The organism is Streptomyces sp. Ru62 (assembly GCF_002920615.1).
Taxonomy (GTDB): domain Bacteria; phylum Actinomycetota; class Actinomycetes; order Streptomycetales; family Streptomycetaceae; genus Streptomyces.
Map to the genome: position 1 here is coordinate 130292 of NZ_PQSU01000016.1, position 18818 is coordinate 149109.

Below are 18818 nucleotides of genomic sequence, written 5' to 3' on the forward strand. Positions count from 1 at the left end.
CTCATCGTCCCGGGCCCACCGGCCACGACATCGCTCAACGGTCCACTCTCTCACCCGTCCCGGACGGGTCGGCGCTTTCCGGTGCGGTGTCCGGCGCAGGGTCACTCGGCTGCTCCGGGTCGTCTGCCCCGGAGGTGGAGTCGGACTCTTCCGGGAGACGGTCGCCGGGCGCTTCCGGGTTCCCGGGCTCGCCCGTGTTCTCCCCCGCCGTGCCGGGGCCGTCCTCGTCGGCCTGCCGGGCGGCCGCGCGCTTGCGCTGGGTGTACATGCGGAAGCCGGCGAGCACCAGGAGCAGGACGCCGCCCCCGATGACCAGCATCACGGTGGGCGTGACCTCGGTGACCTTCACATCGAAGCTGACGGCGTCACCGTAGGGCTTGCCGTCCTCGGTGTACAGCTGGGCGAGGACCGTCACCCGGCCGTTGGCGTTGGCGGAGGTGGTGAACTTCACCGACTGGCTGTGCCCGCCGGAGACCTCCACAGGCTGCTCGTCATAGGCCTTGCCGTGGATCTTCAGACGGGTCGGCATGGTGGAGGTGAGGCGCAGCACCAGGTGACCCACGGGCTGGACCAGGTTGTTCTGAACGGTCACCGGGATGGTGGCGCTCCGCCCCGAAAGCTTCGTCTCGGACTTGTCGATCAGCTTGACCTGTTGGGTCAGGTCGTCGATCCATGCCTCCACGCCATCGCGATAGCTGACCGCCTCGCCGCGCCTGCCCCGCCAGGACGTGGACATCTCGCGGTTTATGGCCCGCCCGAAGGGCGTGACCACGCGGGACTGGTCGGAGAGGATCACCCGGAAGTTGTCGAGCTTGTCCTGAGTGCGGGCGATCTGGTCGAAGACCGCCCGCGGCAGTTCCTGCCGGCGCAGCGAGGACGGGTAGGCGTACGTCGACGGGATGCGCGTGGTGGCGCCCGGGTCGGGCTTGTCCTTTGCCGCCGCGGAGAGGTCCTGGAACTGCGACCAGGTGCCGCCCTGGAGTGCCTTCAGCGCCACCGCCATCGCCTGCGCCTGGCTCGCCGTGGGCATGCGCTGCGGGGCGACGACGATGCTGCGCTGCTTGTCCGTCTGCGCGTTCAGCGCCAGGCTCTGGGCCAGGAACCGCTGGACGGCGAGGGTGGCCGAGCCCGCCTTCGTGAGGTCGCCCTCGAACGCCTTGGACAGCCGGGCGTCGGCGACCACCGCCGTGGTGCCTCCCCCGACCGGACGGGCGGCGGACGGCGTGTACGGCAGTCCGCCGGTCTCCTGGAGGCTGTCGCTGCGGGCGATCACCCGGTCGGCGCCGGCGGAGGTCGCGACCTTCATGATCGACGGGTCCACGGCACCGTTCACCGGCCAGGCGAAGTCGGTGCTCGGTGTGACATGGAGCACGGTCTTCACGGTGATCGCAGCGACGTCGGTGGCGTCCTTGAGGTGGCTGAGCGATCCGGTGACGCTGGTGCCGTTGTGTGCCAGGGAGGCCAGGTCCGGGTCGGCGAACGGCAGGGCGACGACCTCCTTGCCGGCCACCGCCTTCTGCAGGGCCGCCAGCCACTGCTTGGCGATCGCCTGGTGTTCCCGTGGACCGGGCGTGCTGGTGCCGTCGGCGCCCTGGAGCCGGTAGTTGCCCGCGGCCATCGCGTCGACCGAGGCGAGGAGGTCGGGATCGATCACCCAGGTGACGTCGAGGTCCTTGCCCAGGTCCACCATCTGGGCCAGCCGGCCGCCGGGGGCCAGCTCCTTGGCCAGGTCGTCGTCGAGGAACTCCGGCGTCTGCAGCTCGCCCGCGCCCGTCTTGGCCGTCATGTGGACCGTGGAGATCAGCGGCCACAGGAACGACGTCTTGGTCTTGGTGTCGGCCTCTGACGGCTGCCATGGCAGGAACGTCCGCTGGATGCCGAGCACCTGGTCCCAGGCCTGGGCGGAGGTCTGGCCGGACAGGGCGACCCCGAACTCGTAGACCCCGTCGTCCCCGAGGTCGAGCTTGTCCACGGGGACGGAGATCGTGAAGTGCTCGGCGACCCCGGGGGCGAGCTTGTCGAACTTCTCCTCGTACTTGTCGCCGACCTCCGTGCCGGTGCTGCCCTGAGGCTCGTCGGAGTGCCGGGCGACGGAATCGATCTCCGAGCGGCTGGTCAGCTCGGGGCCCACCCGCAGACCCACATGGGCGTCGGTGACGGTTTGCTTGCCGTTGTTGGTCACCGTGCCCGACACGGTCAACGTGTCGCCGTCCGTGGGGGCGCTGGGGCTGAGCGAGTCCACGGAGACGGACACCGTGCCGGACGAGGCGGCCTGAGCGGGCCCGGCGGCGGGCAGCTGGAGCACACCCGCCAGCAGTGGGGCCCCGGCGAGCAGTGCTCCGGCGCGCCGCAGCCACCGGCGGGCAGGTGAGGCACTGGTCCCCTGGAAGTCAGCCGCCTCGGCCACGCGCTCGCCCGTCCCTCGTCGTCGTCAGTGGTCGTCGGAATGTGCGTCCACGCATGGTAACGATGCGCGCTGAGGGGAAGTGCCGCGGTCTCCTCCACAAGATCGAAGGACAACCGTGACCCGTCCCCTATATCCAGTATCGAGGGGAGAGCGGCCGTACGCCGCAAGAGCAGCGCTTGCACGGGTATGCCGGGAGCTGTCCGTAGCGCGTTATGGGGGCGCCTCTGGCCACGCGGGGCACGTACCCTCTTCTGTTGTGCCGAACCCGAACGAAGACACTCCCTCTGCCCTGAGCCAGGCGCAGCAGCGCGCGGTCGCCGAGCTGCTGCGGGTGGCCCCGGTCGCCGACGACCTCGCCCGCCGATTCCAGGAAGCGGGCTTCTCACTCGCCCTGGTCGGCGGATCGGTCCGCGACGCGTTGCTCGGCCGGCTCGGCAACGATCTGGACTTCACCACCGACGCCCGCCCCGAGGACGTACTGAAGATCGTCCGGCCCTGGGCGGACGCCGTCTGGGAGGTGGGCATCGCCTTCGGTACGGTCGGCGCGCACAAGGGCGGCTACCAGATCGAGATCACCACCTACCGTTCCGAGGCCTACGACCGCACCTCGCGCAAGCCGGAGGTGTCGTACGGCGACTCCATCGAGGAGGACCTGGTCCGCCGCGACTTCACCGTCAACGCCATGGCCGTGGCGCTGCCGGCGAAGGAGTTCATCGACCCGCATGGCGGACTGGAGGATCTCGCGGCCCGTGTCCTGCGGACGCCCGGCACGCCCGAGGAGTCGTTCTCGGACGATCCCCTGCGCATGATGCGGGCCGCCCGGTTCGCCGCCCAGCTGGACTTCGAGGTCGCCCCCGAGGTCGTCACCGCCATGACGGAGATGGCCCGGCGGATCGAGATCGTCTCGGCCGAGCGGGTCCGGGACGAGTTGAACAAGCTCATCCTCTCCGCGCACCCGCGCAAGGGGCTGAGCCTGCTCGTCGACACCGGGCTCGCCGCACATGTCCTGCCCGAGCTGCCGGCGCTGCGGCTGGAGAGGGACGAGCACCACCGGCACAAGGACGTCTACGAGCACACGTTGATCGTTCTGGAGCAGGCGATCGCGTTGGAGGAGGACGGCCCGGACCTCACCCTGCGCCTGGCCGCGCTGCTGCATGACATCGGTAAGCCGCGCACCCGCCGTTTCGAGCAGGACGGCCGGGTCTCGTTCCACCACCACGAGGTGGTCGGCGCCAAGATGACCAAGAAGCGCATGACCGCCTTGAAGTACTCCAACGAGCTGGTGAAGGACGTCTCGCGGCTGGTCGAACTTCACCTGCGCTTCCATGGCTACGGAACCGGGGAGTGGACGGACTCGGCGGTCCGCCGGTATGTCCGTGACGCGGGCCCGCTGCTGGATCGTCTGCACAAGCTGACCCGTTCCGACTGCACCACCCGCAACAAGCGCAAGGCGGTGGCACTGTCCCGGGCCTACGACGGTCTGGAGGAGCGCATCGCCCAGCTCCAGGAGCAGGAGGAGCTCGACGCGATCCGCCCCGACCTGGACGGCAACCAGATCATGGAGATCCTGGGGATCGGCCCCGGCCCGGCTGTCGGCAAGGCGTACAAGCACATGCTGGAGCTGCGTCTGGAGAACGGGCCGATGGAGCACGACACCGCGGTGACGGCCCTCAAGGAGTGGTGGGCCGAGCAGGGCTGAGTCGGTCCGGGCGATGTTTCACGTGAAACAGTCGCCGGAGACGGAGGCGGAGACGGAGACGGAGACACCGAGGGGCGATGTTTCACGTGAAACATCGCCCCTCACTCTGTCCTAGCGGCGCGCGAAGCGAGCCAGCCCGACGGTGATCACGCCATAGAGGACGGCGACGAGGGTCACCAGCACTGTCGAGCGGCCGTCCGGCGGAAGCATCAGGGCCGCCACTCCCGCGGCGCCGACGAAAGCGATGTTGAAGAGCACGTCGTACACGGAGAAGACCCGGCCGCGGAAGCCGTCCTCGACGGAGGACTGGACGATCGTGTCCGTGGCGATCTTGGCGCCCTGGGTGATCAGGCCCAGAACGAAGGCCGCGACCATGAGTGGTGCGGTGGCGAAGGGCAGGCCAAGGGCGGGTTCCAGCACCATGGCCGCGCCGGAGCACACCATGATCCAGCGGATGGGGCCTAGCAGTCCTGCCGCCCACGGCGTCACCACGGCCGCCGCGAAGAATCCCGCGCCGGACAACGCCAGCGCAGGCCCGAGGAGCCGCAGCCCTTCCTCGGGAGTGTCGGCCAAGGCGTAGCGGCAGAGCATGAGCAGCAGGACGAGGAGGGCGCCGTAGCAGAAGCGCATCAGTGTCATCGCGCCCAGAGCCCAGGCCGCTTCTCTGCGCCTCGGTGCGGCCAGGTGTCCCATGGCCGCCAGCAGCTCGCGCGCCGTCGTGGCGAGCGCCGTGCCGAGGCGGGGCCGGGCCGGGTGTCGGTCGGGGCCGAGCAGGTCGGGTGCCAGGCGCATGGACGCGAGGCTCGCGCACAGGTACAGGAAGGCGCCGAGCAGTACCACCGCCGCGTCGGAATCCGATGCCACGATCCGCACACTGAAGGCCAGGGCTCCGCCGACGGTCGCGGCGAGGGTGCCGGCGGTCGGGGACAGGGAGTTGGCCAGCACCAGGCGCTCGGTGTCGACGACCCGGGGCAGGGCGGCGGACAGCCCGGCGAGGACGAAGCGGTTGACGGCCGTGACACACAGCGCGGACACGTAGAAGAGCCAGTCGGGAGCATGGCCGAGCATCAGCGCGGCGGTGGCCACGGCCAGCACGGCGCGCAGCAGGTTGCCGTACACGAAGACCTGCCGGCGGCGCCAGCGGTCCAGCAGGACACCGGCGAAGGGCCCGACCAGTGAGTAGGGGAGCAGTAGGACCGCCATCGCCGAGGCGATCGCGGCGGCCGAGGTCTGTTTCTCCGGGGAGAAGACGACGTACGCGGCGAGCGCGACCTGGTAGACGCCGTCCGCGCCCTGGGACAGGAGGCGGACGCACAGCAGGCGCCGGAAGTTCTCCAGGCGCAGCAGGACGCGCAGGTCACGGACGACGGGCATGGATCACACCCTCACACATGCGGAAGGTCCCCGGGTCGCGGGACCCGGGGACCTTCACAGCCCTGGCAGGAGCGTTCTCGTGCGAGCGGCGCCGGGCGCCTTAGCGCTCGACCTCGCCGCGGATGAACTTCTCGACGTTCTCGCGGGCCTCGTCGTCGAAGTACTGGACCGGCGGGGACTTCATGAAGTACGAGGAAGCGGAGAGGATCGGGCCACCGATGCCGCGGTCCTTGGCGATCTTCGCGGCGCGCAGCGCGTCGATGATGACACCGGCTGAGTTCGGGGAGTCCCAGACCTCCAGCTTGTACTCCAGGTTCAGCGGGACGTCACCGAAGGCGCGCCCCTCCAGGCGGACGTAGGCCCACTTGCGGTCGTCCAGCCAGGCCACGTAGTCGGACGGGCCGATGTGGACGTTCTTCTCGCCGAGGTCCCGGTCGGGGATCTGGGAGGTGACGGCCTGCGTCTTGGAGATCTTCTTGGACTCCAGGCGCTCGCGTTCGAGCATGTTCTTGAAGTCCATGTTGCCGCCGACGTTCAGCTGCATCGTGCGGTCGAGGATGACACCGCGGTCCTCGAACAGCTTCGCCATGACGCGGTGCGTGATGGTGGCACCGACCTGGGACTTGATGTCGTCACCGACGATCGGCACACCGGCCTCGGTGAACTTGTCCGCCCACTCCTTGGTGCCGGCGATGAAGACCGGGAGGGCGTTGACGAAGGCGACCTTGGCGTCGATGGCGCACTGGGCGTAGAACTTCGCCGCGTCCTCGGAACCGACGGGCAGGTAGCAGACCAGGACGTCGACCTGCTTGTCCTTCAGGACCTGGACGACGTCGACCGGCTCGGCGTCCGACTCCTCGATGGTGGCGCGGTAGTACTTGCCGAGGCCGTCGAGGGTGTGGCCGCGCTGGACGGTGACACCGGTGGTGGGCACGTCGCAGATCTTGATCGTGTTGTTCTCGGAGGCGCCGATGGCGTCCGCGAGGTCAAGGCCGACCTTCTTGGCGTCGACGTCGAACGCGGCGACGAACTCGACGTCGCGGACGTGGTAGTCACCGAACTGCACGTGCATCAGGCCGGGGACCTTGGACGCCGGGTCGGCGTCCTTGTAGTACTCGACTCCCTGCACCAGCGACGCGGCGCAGTTGCCCACGCCGACGATGGCTACGCGAACCGAACCCATTCCGGTTGCTCCCTGTGTGTACGAGTGAGGCCCTGACTGGGACTCACGTGGCGGTGTCGTCGGGCGTATCCGTCCGGGGAGTGTCCCCGGGACGGGGCAGGCCGCCCGTCGATCCAGTGGTGGTGTCCTGCTGAGCGGACCCCCCGGACGCGGAACCCCTCAGGTCCCGCCCGGCCCGCTCGCTTTCGATGAGCTCGTTCAGCCAGCGCACTTCGCGCTCCACGGACTCCATCCCGTGGCGCTGGAGCTCAAGTGTGTAGTCGTCGAGGCGCTCCCGGGTGCGCGCCAGGGAGGCGCGCATCTTCTCCAGGCGCTCCTCCAGGCGGCTGCGCCGGCCCTCCAGGACGCGCATGCGCACATCGCGCGAGGTCTGCCCGAAGAAGGCGAACCGTGCGGCGAAGTGCTCGTCCTCGTACGCGTCGGGACCGGCCTGCGAGAGCAGTTCCTCGAAGTGCTCCTTGCCTTCCGCGGTCAGCCGGTAAACGATCTTGGCGCGGCGTCCGGCCAGGGGAGCGGCGAGGGCGTCGTCGTGGTTGTTCCCGGGTTCCTCGATGAGCCAGCCGTTGGCGACCAGCGTCTTGAGGCAGGGGTACAGCGTCCCGTAGCTGAACGCGCGGAACACACCCAGTGACGTGTTGAGGCGTTTACGCAGCTCGTAGCCGTGCATCGGGGACTCCCGGAGCAGGCCGAGCACGGCGAACTCAAGGATGCCGGAGCGCCGGCTCATCGTCGCCTCCTCCCGGTCCCGCAGGTCCGTCCCGCAGGTCTCGCACCGCCTGGCAGCGTCTTTATCTCGTGCTGATGTATCGACTCGATACATCAGCACGATAGAACGGCCTACCGCACGCGACAAGAGGGACGGTGGTGAACGGGATCACATCACTGTTTCGTTGGAGGCAACTTGCCTGATTTGGGGTGAACTTCGGAGCTCGGCGCGTTTTGGTGGTGCGTAGTCTGTGCGGCATGCACACCACCGGGAACCGCGTGATGCCTGGGGAGCGTCGTCGTCCCCGGTGCAGTACGGGTGAATGCAGGACCGACCACATCCGTATTTCGGGGGGACCGGAAATCAGCCGCCGTTCCAGGCGCGCACGGGTGCGCCTGCCCGAGGAGTAATCGTTCGATGAGCGAGCACCGTCGCAAACCGCCGCAGCCGCAGGGAGGCGGACGTGCCGCTGCCCGACGCGGCCAGTCCGGTCCGTCCTCCGGCCGCCGTGCGGCACCGCGAGGCGCCACCGGGTCCCCTGCCGACTCCTATGGGTCAGGTTCCCCGGGGTCGGAGTCCACTGACCCGGGAAGTGAGGAGCGTTCCTACGGCGGCCGTGCCGAGGCCCGCCGTGCCGCGCAGAGAGGTGGCCGACGCAGAGCGGCCGACAACGCCGGCGGCCGACGCGGCGGCCCGGGCGGGCCGACCGGTCCCGGGCGCGGCGGCGGCCGCGCGACGACCGCACCCGGCAAGAAGCGGTTCATCGACTACCCGAGGGCCGGCAAGTACGGCTGGCGACGCTGGGTGCCGTCCTGGAAGCTGGTGAGCGGGCTGTTCATCGGCTTCGTCGGCAGCCTGGTGGTGATGGTCGGTGTCGGCTACGCGATGGTCTCGATCCCGAACGAGAACGACGCGGCCAAGTCCCAGAACAACGTCTACTACTGGGCCGACGGCAGCCAGATGGTGGCGACGGGCACCGGGGTGAACCGGCAGAACGTCACCATCGACAAGATCCCCGAGGCCATGCAGTGGGCCGTGATCTCGGCGGAGAACAAGAGCTTCTACGACGACTCGGGCGTCGATCCCATGGGTATCGCCCGCGCCCTGGCGAACATGGCCCGGGGCGGTCAGACGCAGGGTGGCTCGACGATCACCCAGCAGTTCGTGAAGAACACCTACCTGAGCCAGGAACAGACGGTCACCCGGAAGTTCAAGGAGATGTTCATCTCCATAAAGGTGGGCACGAAGCTCGACAAGAAGCAGATCCTGCAGGGCTACCTGAACACCTCGTACTACGGTCGCGGCGCCTACGGCATCCAGGCCGCCGCGCGGACCTACTACGGCAAGGACGCGCTCGACCTCGAACCGAGCGAGTGCGCCTTCCTGGCGGCGCTGCTGAAGGGTCCGACGTACTACGACCCGGCCGGCAACGCGGACCTCGACCCGTCGGCGAACGCGAAGGACAACCGGGAGCGTTCCGAGAAGCGCTGGGCCTGGATCCTCAGCGAGATGCACAAGGACAAGCACCTCACGGACGACCAGTACCAGCTGGCCAAGAGAAAGTACCCCGAGCCCCAGGACCGCAAGGCGACCAAGGGTATGACCGGCCAGATCAGCTACCTCGTCGACACGGCCAAGAAGTACGTCCTGAACCACTCCGACATTACCGAGGCGCAGTTCGACCAGGGCGGCTACCAGATCTACACGACCTTCGACAAGAAGAGCGTCAACGCCCTGAGCGCGGCCGTGAAGAAGGTCCAGAGGGAACACCTCGACCCGAAGCACCGTGATCTGGACAAGTACGTCCAGTTCGGCGCGGCATCGGTGGTGCCGAAGGACGGTGCGATCGTCGCGCTCTACGGCGGTGACGGGTACGAGAACGGACACTTCACCAACAACGCCGACACCTCCGGTGTCCCCGTCGGTTCGACGTGGAAGCCGTTCGTGCTGGCCGCGGCGATGGAGTACGGCACCTACAAGTCCGACGGTGAGGGCATCTCGCCGCTGAGCAAGTACAACGGCAACGACAAACTCAAGGTGAGGAACCAGGACGGAAGCTACGTCCTGAAGAAGGACGGCTCGGTCTTCTACCAGCGCAACGAGGGTCCCAAGCCCTGGGGCTACATCACGCTGCGCAAGGCCATGGAGCAGTCCATCAACACGCCGTTCGTGCAGCTCGGGATGGACGTGGGGATGACGAAGGTCCGAGACGTCGCGAAGGCCTCCGGCATCCTCGACGCAAGCTTCGCCGACCTCAACCCGTCCTTCGCGATCGGCACCTCGACGCCGAGCGCGATCCGTATGGCCGACGCTTACGCGACGTTCGCCGCGTCCGGCCAGCACACGGATCCGTACTCGGTGACGAGCGTCAAGAAGGACGGCCAGGAGCTGCGGGGCTTCACCAAACCCAAGCGGACGCAGGCGATGCCGGAGAACGTGGCCAACAACGTCACGGACACCCTGGAGAACGTGATCCAGAACGGTACGGGCCAGAACGCCAAGGCCCTGGGACGTACCGCCGCCGGCAAGACCGGTACCACCGACAGCAACAAGTCGGCCTGGTTCGTCGGCTACACCCAGCAGCTGTCGACCTCGGTCGCGATGTTCCGCGAGAACCCCAAGGACCATGAGCTGCTGTCCATGAACGGAACGGCGGGTGTGGACTCCATCCACGGTGGTGACATCCCGACGCAGGTGTGGACCGAGTACATGAAGGAAGCGCTCAAGGGCAAGAACGACCCGGGCTTCCCGGACCCCACCGAGATCGGCAAGGTCCAGGACGAGGTGGGCGCTCCCTCCCCGACCCCGAGCGTCACCATCACGCCCAGCCCGACGCCGAGCGACTCGCCGAGCCCGACGCCGAGCAAGACGACCACCTCACCGTCACCGACGCCGAGCCAGTCCTGCCAGCTCGGCTGGGACCCGAACTGCAACGGCAACGGCAATGGAACCGGCGGAGGCAACGGCAATGGCGCCGGAGGCGTGGACACGGGTGGTGTCGACGGGGGCGGAGGCGAGTCGCCGTCACCCACGGTCACGGACACGACCGGCACCGGTACCACCCGAGGAAACGGCAACGGGGGCTTCTTCGGGGGCCAGACCGGCTAGCCCGGTGATCTGACCGGTTGGCGGCCATATCGCCCGCCGAGGGTGTTTCACGTGAAACATGGGCCGCCGCACCCACCAGGTGCGGCGGCCCTCGGTGTTTTCCCACCCAGGTACGGCAGGATGTGCCCCATGCCCAGTGCAGAGATGACGCCCGCGAGCATGCACGAGCCCGAGTCCGTGCGGTCCGTCGCGGCCGAGCCGGTGCAGCCGACCAGGGAGGACGAGGTCGCCGCCGCCGGCAGTGAGCTGATCGGCGGCCCTCTGGGGCGGCACGCCCTGCTGGGGGCCTCCTGGTGGACCCCCGTGCGGGTCGTGGCGCTCGTGGCGATCGGCATGTTCGCCCTCGGCCTGGTCCAGAAGGCGCCCTGCTACCACAGTGGCTGGTTCTTCGGAGCGAGCAGTCAGTACACGCACGCCTGCTACTCGGACATCCCGCACCTCTACCAGGGTCGCGGGTTCGCCGACCATCTCGTGCCGTACTTCGACAAGCTCCCCGGCGACATGGACTACCTCGAATACCCGGTGCTCACCGGCCTGTTCATGGAAGTGGCCTCCTGGCTCACCCCGCACAGCGGCAGCATCCAGCACCAGGAGCAGTGGTACTGGTTCGTCAACGCCGGGATGCTGATGGTGTGCGCCGCCGTCATCGCCGTGTGCGTGGCCCGTACCCACCGCCGGCGCCCCTGGGACGGTCTGCTGGTCGCCCTGGCACCCGCCCTTGCGCTGACCGCGACCATCAACTGGGACCTGCTGGCCGTGGCGCTGACGGCCGCCGCGATGCTGATGTGGTCCCGGGGCCGCGCCGTCGCCTTCGGTGTCCTCCTGGGGCTCGCCACGGCCGCCAAGCTGTATCCCGTGCTGCTGCTGGGGCCGCTGCTGGTGCTGTGCTGGCGGGCGGGCGCGTGGCGCGCGTTCTTCCAGGCCGTGTGCGGAGCGGTGGTCGCCTGGCTCGTGGTGAACCTGCCCGTGATGATCACGCACGACGCGACGGGCTTCCACATCCGTGAGGGCTGGGCGAAGTTCTACACCTTCAGCAAGGAGCGCGGCGTCGACTTCGGCTCCTTCTGGCTGATCTGGGCGCAGAACTCCAGCAGTCCGCCCACCACCGAGTTCGTCAACACCGCCGCCACGGTGCTCGTGGTGCTGTGCTTCCTCGGCATCGCCGCGCTGACGTTCACCGCCCCGCGCCGACCGCGCTTCGCCCAGCTGGCCTTCCTGATGGTGGCTGCCTTCGTCCTCACCAACAAGGTCTACTCCCCCCAGTACGTCCTGTGGCTGGTGCCGCTGGTGGTCCTCGCCCGGCCCAAGTGGCGGGACTTCCTGATCTGGCAGGCGTGCGAGGTGGCGTACTTCCTGGGCATCTGGCTGTACCTCGCCTACACGACCAGCGGAGACGCCCACAAGGGCCTGCCCACGCAGGGCTACCACTGGGCGATCGTCGTGCACCTGCTGGGCACGCTGTACCTGTGCGCCATGGTCGTACGGGACATCCTCATGCCGGAGCGGGACGTGGTGCGCCGGTCCGGCGACGACGATCCGTCGGGCGGCGTGCTCGACGGCGCAGAGGACGTGTTCGTGCTCGGCGCGGCATCCCATCCGCCGCGCCACGCCACCGACTTCGAGGGGCCTCAGGTGGACTGGGGTCGGCCGGAGACGCTGGCCCACGACGAACGTTCGCTCTGAGCGAACACGCTCCAGGCCTCATCGGCACACCACAGGCCACACGCCCCACACCGCATCGGCACACGGCACGGCGAGCGTGCGTCCCGCGGGGGCGGTGCACACAGAAGGCCGTATCCGGGAGCACCGGATACGGCCTTCTCGGCGTTCTGGACGGGCTCAGCGGTCCACGAGACGGTCGAACTGGGTCGTGGTGTGCCGCAGATGGGCCACCAGTTCGTCGCCGACCTTCGGCTCGGGGGCGTCCGAGGGCACGAACAGGATCGACACCTGCATGTGCGGCGGCTCGGCGAACCAGCGCTGCTTGCCGCCCCAGACGAACGGGGAGAGGTTCCGGTTGACCGTGGCGAGCCCGGCCCGGGCGACGCCCTTGGCGCGCGGCATGACGCCGTGCAGGGCCTTCGGAGCCTCCAGACCCACCCCGTGCGACGTTCCGCCCGCCACGACCACCAGGAAGCCGTCCGAGGCCGCCTTCTGCTGCCGGTAGCCGAACCGGTCGCCCTTCGCCACGCGCGTGACGTCCAGGACGGCACCGCGGTACTCCGTGGCGTCGTGGTCCCCCAGCCACAGCCGCGTGCCGATGCGGGCGCGGAACCGGGTCTGCGGGAACTGCTGCTGGAGCCGTGCCAGGTCGTCCGCCTTGAGGTGGCTGACGAACATCGTGTGCAGCGGCAGCCGCGCCGCGCGCAGCCGGTCCATCCAGCCGATGACCTCCTCGACGGCGTCCGAACCGTCGGTGCGGTCCAGCGGCAGATGGATGGCGAAGCCCTCCAGCCGGACGTTCTCTATGGCCTGGTGCAGCTGGGGCAGGTCGTGCTCGCTGATGCCGTGCCGCTTCATCGAGGACATCACCTCGATGACGACACGGGCGCCCACGAGGCCGTACACGCCGTCGATCGAAGAGACCGAGCGGACGACCCGGTCGGGCAGCGGGACCGGCTCCTCACCACGCCGGTACGGCGTGAGCACCAGCAGGTCACCGCTGAAGAAGTCCTTGATGCGTGCGGCCTCGTAGGTGGTGCCGACGGCGAGCAGGTCGGCACCGAGCCGTGTGGCCTCCTCCGACAGCCGTTCGTGCCCGAAGCCGTAGCCGTTGCCCTTGCAGACCGGGACGAGTCCCGGGAACTGCTCCTGCACGTGCTTGTGGTGCGCCCGCCAGCGCGCGGTGTCGACGTAGAGCGTGAGCGCCATGGCCGGACCCGGAACCTTTCTCGTGGCTGCGGTGGATCAGAGGTGTGAGAGCTGTGAAGGCAATGGAATCAAACGCCCGCGCGGCTCAGCGGCGCGACATGTAGATGTCGAGCGCCTTGTGGAGCAGCTTGTTCAGCGGGAAGTCCCACTCGCCGAGGTACTCGGCGGCCTGGCCGCCGGTGCCGACCTTGAACTGGATGAGGCCGAAGAGGTGGTCGGTCTCGTCCAGCGAGTCGGAGATGCCGCGCAGGTCGTAGACGGTGGCGCCGAGCGCGTAGGCGTCGCGCAGCATCCGCCACTGCATGGCGTTGGACGGCCGGACCTCGCGGCCGATGTTGTCGGAGGCGCCGTAGGAGTACCAGACGTGCCCGCCGACGATCAGCATCGTCGCTGCCGAGAGGTTCACCCCGTTGTGGCGGGCGAAGTACAGCCGCATCCGGTTGGGGTCCTCGGTGTTGAGGGCCGTCCACATGCGCTGGAAGTACGACAGCGGGCGGGGCCGGAAGTGGTCGCGGACGGCCGTGATCTCGTACAGCCGCTGCCACTCGGGCAGGTCCTGGTAGCCGCCCTGGACGACCTCGACGCCGGCCTTCTCGGCCTTCTTGATGTTGCGGCGCCACAGCTGGTTGAAGTTCTTGTGGACCTCTTCCAGGGAGCGGTTGGCCAGCGGCACCTGGTAGACGTAGCGGGGCTGCACGTCGCCGAAGCCGGCGCCGCCGTCCTCACCCTGCTGCCAGCCCATGCGGCGCAGCTTGTCGGCCACCTCGAAGGCGCGCGGCTCGATGAAGTCGGCCTCCAGGTCGCGCAGACGCTTGACGTCCGGGTCCTGGATGCCCTTCTTGATCGTGTCGGCGTTCCAGCGGCGGATGATCACCGGCGGGCCCATCTTCACGGAGAAGGCACCCTGCTGCTTCAGGTGCGCCAGCATCGGCTGGATCCAGTCGTCCAGGTTCGGCGCGTACCAGTTGATGACCGGGCCCTCGGGCAGGTAGGCGAGGTAGCGCTTGATCTTGGGCAGCTGGCGGTAGAGGACCAGGCCCACGCCGACCAGCTGGCCGCTCCTGTCGAACCAGCCGAGGTTCTCCGAACGCCACTCCGCCTTCACATCTGCCCAGGCCGGGACCTGCATGTGGCTCGCCGCCGGCAGGCTCTGGATGAAGGCCAGATGCTGCTCGCGACTGATGGTCCTCAGGGTCAGGCTCATTCGGGGCGCTCCTCGGGCTGGTGTGTCCCCATGGGTACAGGGGCTCCGGCTCTCGCGCCGAAGCCTACTGCGCCTTGCGAGCGCCCCGACTGGGCGTACGGGGCTTTGAGCCCGGTGGGGTCAGCTGATGACCCCGCCGAACAGGCCGCCATGGGCCATGCCGATCAGGAAACCGACTCCGGCGGCGCCGAGACCCAGGATCAGACCGAACCGCTGCCGCGTGGTCACCGAGATCCACTGTCCGTACACGCCCGTGGCCAGTGCCACCAGGCCTGTCCACGAGGTCAGCAGGTGAAGGCTGTGGAAGAAGGACGTGATGAAGGACAGCAGGCCCAGGACGAACGTCACCGCCATCAGGGTGTCCTGAAGCGGATGGGGCTTGCCGTCCGTGGCGAAGAGGGAACCGGCGGTGTTGGGTCGCAATGCCTGTGCCATGGGCACCTCCTGCGGAAGGCGGCGCATCGTAGCGCCGTACACACCCGATGTGTACAGATTGTCGGGGTCGACGGCCGGATTTCAACCGGAAGCGTGTGTGCGGGTAGTCTGTACCGTCTGCACTGGTGTCTGCCCAGACCTGCCCAGGTCACACTGCCGGCTTCCCTGAAGGAACCCCGATTGTCAGTGGTGGCCGATACCGTTGCGTACGCATCACAACCCTCCTGCCACGGAACGACCGTGGCCGCTGAGTCCAAAGGAGGTGGGTTCCACATGCGTCACTACGAGGTGATGGTCATCCTCGACCCCGATCTCGAGGAGCGCGCTGTCTCCCCGCTGATCGAGAACTTCCTGTCCGTCGTCCGTGACGGCGGCGGCAAGGTTGAGAAGGTCGACACCTGGGGCCGTCGTCGTCTCGCCTACGAGATCAAGAAGAAGCCCGAGGGCATCTACTCGGTCATCGACCTGCAGGCCGAGCCTGCGGTCGTCAAGGAGCTCGACCGCCAGATGAACCTGAACGAGTCGGTCCTCCGGACCAAGGTCCTCCGCCCCGAGACCCACTGAGCTTTCCCGCTCAGCTGATCTCGGGATTCGAGTAGCAGCAACAAGCAGCCAGAGCAGCAAACCCGCCGAGAGGTTCCCCCATGGCAGGCGAGACCGTCATCACGGTCATCGGCAATCTTGTCGACGACCCCGAGCTGCGCTTCACCCCGTCCGGTGCGGCGGTCGCGAAGTTCCGCGTCGCGTCCACTCCCCGCACCTTCGACCGCCAGACGAACGAGTGGAAGGACGGCGAAAGCCTCTTCCTGACCTGCTCGGTCTGGCGCCAGGCGGCGGAGAACGTCGCCGAGTCGCTCCAGCGAGGCATGCGCGTCATCGTGCAGGGCCGGCTGAAGCAGCGGTCCTACGAGGACCGTGAGGGCGTCAAGCGCACGGTCTACGAGCTGGACGTCGAGGAAGTCGGCCCCAGCCTGCGCAACGCCACGGCCAAGGTCACCAAGACCGCCGGTGGCGCTCGCGGTGGCCAGGGCGGTTACGGCGGCGGTGGCGGCCAGGGTGGCGGCGGCTGGGGCGGTGGCCCCGGTGGCGGCCAGCAGGGCGGCGGCGCTCCGGCCGACGACCCTTGGGCGACCGGCGCTCCCGCCGGTGGCAACCAGGGTGGCGGCGGCTGGGGCGGAGGCTCCGGCGGCGGTGGCGGCTACTCGGACGAGCCCCCCTTCTAAGCCCTCGGGCCAGGCCCTTCCGGGCCGGTCCGGGTCGAGGGCGGGTCGTATCCCAACTTCTTGATCACACAGGAGAAACACCATGGCGAAGCCGCCTGTGCGCAAGCCGAAGAAGAAGGTCTGCGCTTTCTGCAAGGACAAGGTCACGTACGTGGACTACAAGGACACGAACATGCTGCGGAAGTTCATTTCCGACCGCGGCAAGATCCGTGCCCGCCGCGTGACCGGCAACTGCACGCAGCACCAGCGTGACGTCGCCACGGCCGTCAAGAACAGCCGTGAGATGGCGCTGCTGCCCTACACGTCCACCGCTCGCTAAGGGAAGGGTGACCGACTCATGAAGATCATCCTCACCCACGAGGTCTCCGGCCTCGGTGCCGCGGGCGACGTCGTCGACGTCAAGGACGGTTACGCTCGCAACTACCTGATCCCGCGGAAGTTCGCTATCCGCTGGACCAAGGGTGGCGAGAAGGACGTCGAGCAGATCCGCCGCGCTCGCAAGATCCACGAGATCCAGACCATCGAGCAGGCCAACCAGGTCAAGGCTCAGCTGGAAGGCGTGAAGGTCCGTCTGGCCGTCCGCTCCGGCGACGCCGGCCGTCTCTTCGGTTCCGTCACCCCGGCCGACATCGCGTCCGCGATCAAGGCTTCCGGTGGCCCCGAGGTCGACAAGCGCCGCATCGAGCTGTCCGCTCCCATCAAGACCCTGGGCGCCCACGAGACGTCCGTGCGTCTGCACCCCGAGGTTGCCGCCAAGGTCAACGTCGAGGTCGTCGCGGCCTGATCGCCGCGTGATCGCCGTGCTCGCTTGAGCCGGTGAACGGGGCCGCATCCTTCATTGGGTGCGGCCCCTTTCCCGTGGACGTGGCCAGCATGGACGTGGCCCGCATGGGTGTGGATCTCAAGGCCTTCCATGACCGGGCTGCCGTCAACGGGATGGCAGCGTGTTTCACGTGAAACGGTCAGCGGGTCGCGCCGGTCACGATCCAGCGGCCCGAGCGGGTCCGTAGCCACAGGGTCAGCATCCGGACTGCCATCATCAACGTCATCGCGCCCCACAGGGCGGTGAGTCCGCCGCCGAACGTGGGAACAAGCAGGGCCGCCGGAGCGAACACCAACAGGGTGACGACCATGGCCCAGGCCAGATAGGGGCCGTCCCCCGCGCCCATGAGGACCCCGTCGAGGACGAAGACGACGCCGCAGATGGGCTGCGACAGCGCCACGAGCAGCAAGGCCGGCAGAGCGGCGTCCTTCACCAGGGAGTCGCCGGTGAACAGCGGCAGGAAGAGCGGTCGTGCGGCCACCACGAGGAGACCGAGCACAACTCCGGTCGCGACGCCCCACTGGACCATGCGGCGGCAGGCTTCCCGGGCTCCCTGAGCGTCGTCCGCTCCGAGGTAGCGGCCGATGATGGCCTGTCCCGCGATCGCTATCGCGTCGAGTGCGAAGGACAACAGGCTCCACAGGGACAGCACGATCTGATGCGCGGCGATGTCGGCGTCACCGAGACGGGCCGCCACCGCCGTGGCGATCATGAGAATCGCCCGCAGGGACAGCGTGCGGACCAGCAGAGGGACGCCGGCCTGAGCCGAGGCCCGGATACCGGCGGCGTCCGGCCGGAGAGAAGCGCCGTGTCGGCGGGCCCCACGGACGACGACGGTCAGATAGACGGCCGCCATGCCGCACTGGGCGATGACCGTGCCCCAGGCAGAACCGGCTATACCGAGCCCGGCGCCGTAGACGAGCCCCGCGTTGAGGACGGCGTTGGCAATGAATCCCGCGACAGCGACGTAGAGCGGGGTCCGAGTGTCCTGCAGGCCGCGCAGCACTCCGGTTGCGGCCAGGACGATGAGCATGGCCGGGATGCCCAGCGCGGAGATGCGCAGATAGGTAATGGCGTAGGGGGCCGCGGTCGGGGACGCGCCGAAGAGGTCCACGATGCCGGGCGCGAGGGGCAGCACGACAGCGATGACGGCGAGACCGAGCAGCAACGCCAGCCAGATGCCGTCCATGCCCTGACGGATGGCTGCCGGGAGATCACCGGCGCCGACGCGGCGGGCCACGCCGGCCGTGGTGGCGTAGGCGAGGAAGACGAAGACACTCACGGCGGTGGTGAGGAGCGCCGAGGCGACGGCGAGACCGGCGAGCTGAGCGGTCCCGAGATGGCCGACGATCGCACTGTCCGCCATGACGAAGAGAGGCTCGGCGACGAGGGCGCCGAAGGCCGGGACGGCCAGCGCGACGATCTCTCGGTCGTGCCGACGCAGGGCGGCCTTGGGGATCTCTGGAGCCTGTGTCATGAGCATCAATGTAATCGTCCACAGGTAAGCGATGCAACCGGCGAGTGGCCCTTACTTTGAATCGCGGGTCGTGTCCTTTCGGGTGCCGTTCGAAGCGATCTTGGCCCGACTGGGGAAGTTTTTTCTCTGCACAGCCGGTGGATCGTAAATGTGCAGGTCAGAGGCTTGGTTTCGGTGGGATCGAGGGCTTGTTCACAGGGCTTTCCACCGGGTCGTGCACAGGTTTCGCCGAGTTCTCCACAGCATCCGGGCCGTCGTCCACATGGCCTGTGGATAACCAGATTGGCTGACGGTGCCGACGGGCCTAC

General features: G+C 68.4%; 15 protein-coding genes. 7 read left to right on the plus strand and 8 right to left on the minus strand.

What is annotated here, in order from left to right; all coding sequences use genetic code 11:
- Positions 1-34: 34 nt before the first annotated feature.
- Positions 35-2407 carry a DUF6049 family protein gene (locus C3492_RS22700; protein WP_103813590.1) on the minus strand — a complete coding sequence of 791 codons (2373 nt, stop codon included), beginning with the start codon at positions 2405-2407 and terminating at the stop codon, positions 35-37.
- A 256-nt stretch (positions 2408-2663) separates the two neighbouring features.
- On the opposite strand from C3492_RS22700, the gene C3492_RS22705 reads away from it, so the two are divergent.
- Positions 2664-4106, plus strand: coding sequence for a CCA tRNA nucleotidyltransferase (locus tag C3492_RS22705; protein WP_103813591.1), 1443 nt, complete (start codon positions 2664-2666; stop codon positions 4104-4106).
- Positions 4107-4217: 111 nt separating this feature from the next.
- Here C3492_RS22705 and C3492_RS22710 read toward each other — a convergent pair whose 3' ends face one another.
- The 3 genes from C3492_RS22710 to C3492_RS22720 all read right to left on the minus strand — a co-directional run bounded on the left by C3492_RS22710 (position 4218) and on the right by C3492_RS22720 (position 7390).
- Entirely contained in the window at positions 4218-5480 is a 1263-nt protein-coding gene (locus tag C3492_RS22710; RefSeq protein ID WP_103813592.1) for an MFS transporter, read from the minus strand.
- A 100-nt stretch (positions 5481-5580) separates the two neighbouring features.
- Positions 5581-6663, minus strand: a complete 1083-nt coding sequence (locus C3492_RS22715) for an inositol-3-phosphate synthase (protein WP_014673757.1) — start codon at positions 6661-6663, stop codon at positions 5581-5583.
- Between the two features lie 43 nt (positions 6664-6706).
- Positions 6707-7390: a PadR family transcriptional regulator gene (locus C3492_RS22720; RefSeq protein WP_103813593.1), complete on the minus strand. Its 684-nt coding sequence runs from the start codon at positions 7388-7390 to the stop codon at positions 6707-6709.
- Between the two features lie 783 nt (positions 7391-8173).
- Between C3492_RS22720 and C3492_RS22725 the strand changes: the two genes are divergently transcribed.
- Both C3492_RS22725 and C3492_RS22730 read left to right on the plus strand, forming a co-directional pair.
- Positions 8174-10477: a transglycosylase domain-containing protein gene (locus C3492_RS22725; RefSeq protein ID WP_103813594.1), complete on the plus strand. Its 2304-nt coding sequence runs from the start codon at positions 8174-8176 to the stop codon at positions 10475-10477.
- 129 nt (positions 10478-10606) lie between these two features.
- Positions 10607-12160, plus strand: a complete 1554-nt coding sequence (locus C3492_RS22730; protein WP_181140501.1) for a glycosyltransferase family 87 protein — start codon at positions 10607-10609, stop codon at positions 12158-12160.
- Positions 12161-12316: 156 nt separating this feature from the next.
- Here C3492_RS22730 and C3492_RS22735 read toward each other — a convergent pair whose 3' ends face one another.
- From C3492_RS22735 to C3492_RS22745, 3 genes are all read right to left on the minus strand, one after another.
- The gene (locus C3492_RS22735; RefSeq protein ID WP_030640115.1) at positions 12317-13348 is read right to left on the minus strand and encodes an alanine racemase; all 1032 of its coding nucleotides are present in this window, start codon (positions 13346-13348) and stop codon (positions 12317-12319) included.
- An 85-nt stretch (positions 13349-13433) separates the two neighbouring features.
- Positions 13434-14552 carry a peptidoglycan bridge formation glycyltransferase FemA/FemB family protein gene (locus C3492_RS22740; protein WP_103813596.1) on the minus strand — a complete coding sequence of 373 codons (1119 nt, stop codon included), beginning with the start codon at positions 14550-14552 and terminating at the stop codon, positions 13434-13436.
- A 120-nt stretch (positions 14553-14672) separates the two neighbouring features.
- Positions 14673-14987, minus strand: a complete 315-nt coding sequence (locus C3492_RS22745; RefSeq protein ID WP_103813597.1) for a hypothetical protein — start codon at positions 14985-14987, stop codon at positions 14673-14675.
- Between the two features lie 273 nt (positions 14988-15260).
- Here C3492_RS22745 and rpsF point away from each other — a divergent pair, with 273 nt between their 5' ends.
- The 4 genes from rpsF to rplI all read left to right on the plus strand — a co-directional run bounded on the left by rpsF (position 15261) and on the right by rplI (position 16994).
- Complete coding sequence (rpsF, locus tag C3492_RS22750) at positions 15261-15551, plus strand: 30S ribosomal protein S6 (RefSeq protein WP_014673750.1); 291 nt, start codon at positions 15261-15263, stop codon at positions 15549-15551.
- An 80-nt stretch (positions 15552-15631) separates the two neighbouring features.
- Entirely contained in the window at positions 15632-16210 is a 579-nt protein-coding gene (locus C3492_RS22755; RefSeq protein ID WP_014673749.1) for a single-stranded DNA-binding protein, read from the plus strand.
- 82 nt (positions 16211-16292) lie between these two features.
- The gene (rpsR, locus tag C3492_RS22760; RefSeq protein ID WP_003949403.1) at positions 16293-16529 is read left to right on the plus strand and encodes a 30S ribosomal protein S18; all 237 of its coding nucleotides are present in this window, start codon (positions 16293-16295) and stop codon (positions 16527-16529) included.
- Positions 16530-16547: 18 nt separating this feature from the next.
- A complete protein-coding gene (rplI, locus tag C3492_RS22765) occupies positions 16548-16994 on the plus strand; it encodes a 50S ribosomal protein L9 (protein ID WP_030640106.1) in 447 nt (148 codons plus the stop codon).
- 178 nt (positions 16995-17172) lie between these two features.
- Here rplI and C3492_RS22770 read toward each other — a convergent pair whose 3' ends face one another.
- Positions 17173-18510: an MATE family efflux transporter gene (locus tag C3492_RS22770; RefSeq protein WP_103813670.1), complete on the minus strand. Its 1338-nt coding sequence runs from the start codon at positions 18508-18510 to the stop codon at positions 17173-17175.
- Positions 18511-18818 lie beyond the last annotated feature (308 nt).

What these genes read in the sequence shown, in the direction of transcription:
- C3492_RS22710 (WP_103813592.1), bottom strand. Translation starts at nt 5,480, where the DNA reads ATGCCCGTCGTCCGTGACCTGCGCGTCCTGCTGCGCCTGGAGAACTTC.
- C3492_RS22715 (WP_014673757.1), bottom strand. Translation starts at nt 6,663, where the DNA reads ATGGGTTCGGTTCGCGTAGCCATCGTCGGCGTGGGCAACTGCGCCGCG.
- C3492_RS22720 (WP_103813593.1), bottom strand. Translation starts at nt 7,390, where the DNA reads ATGAGCCGGCGCTCCGGCATCCTTGAGTTCGCCGTGCTCGGCCTGCTC.
- C3492_RS22730 (WP_181140501.1), top strand. Translation starts at nt 10,607, where the DNA reads ATGCCCAGTGCAGAGATGACGCCCGCGAGCATGCACGAGCCCGAGTCC.
- C3492_RS22735 (WP_030640115.1), bottom strand. Translation starts at nt 13,348, where the DNA reads ATGGCGCTCACGCTCTACGTCGACACCGCGCGCTGGCGGGCGCACCAC.
- C3492_RS22740 (WP_103813596.1), bottom strand. Translation starts at nt 14,552, where the DNA reads ATGAGCCTGACCCTGAGGACCATCAGTCGCGAGCAGCATCTGGCCTTC.
- C3492_RS22745 (WP_103813597.1), bottom strand. Translation starts at nt 14,987, where the DNA reads ATGGCACAGGCATTGCGACCCAACACCGCCGGTTCCCTCTTCGCCACG.
- rpsF (WP_014673750.1), top strand. Translation starts at nt 15,261, where the DNA reads ATGCGTCACTACGAGGTGATGGTCATCCTCGACCCCGATCTCGAGGAG.
- C3492_RS22755 (WP_014673749.1), top strand. Translation starts at nt 15,632, where the DNA reads ATGGCAGGCGAGACCGTCATCACGGTCATCGGCAATCTTGTCGACGAC.
- rpsR (WP_003949403.1), top strand. Translation starts at nt 16,293, where the DNA reads ATGGCGAAGCCGCCTGTGCGCAAGCCGAAGAAGAAGGTCTGCGCTTTC.
- rplI (WP_030640106.1), top strand. Translation starts at nt 16,548, where the DNA reads ATGAAGATCATCCTCACCCACGAGGTCTCCGGCCTCGGTGCCGCGGGC.
- C3492_RS22770 (WP_103813670.1), bottom strand. Translation starts at nt 18,510, where the DNA reads ATGACACAGGCTCCAGAGATCCCCAAGGCCGCCCTGCGTCGGCACGAC.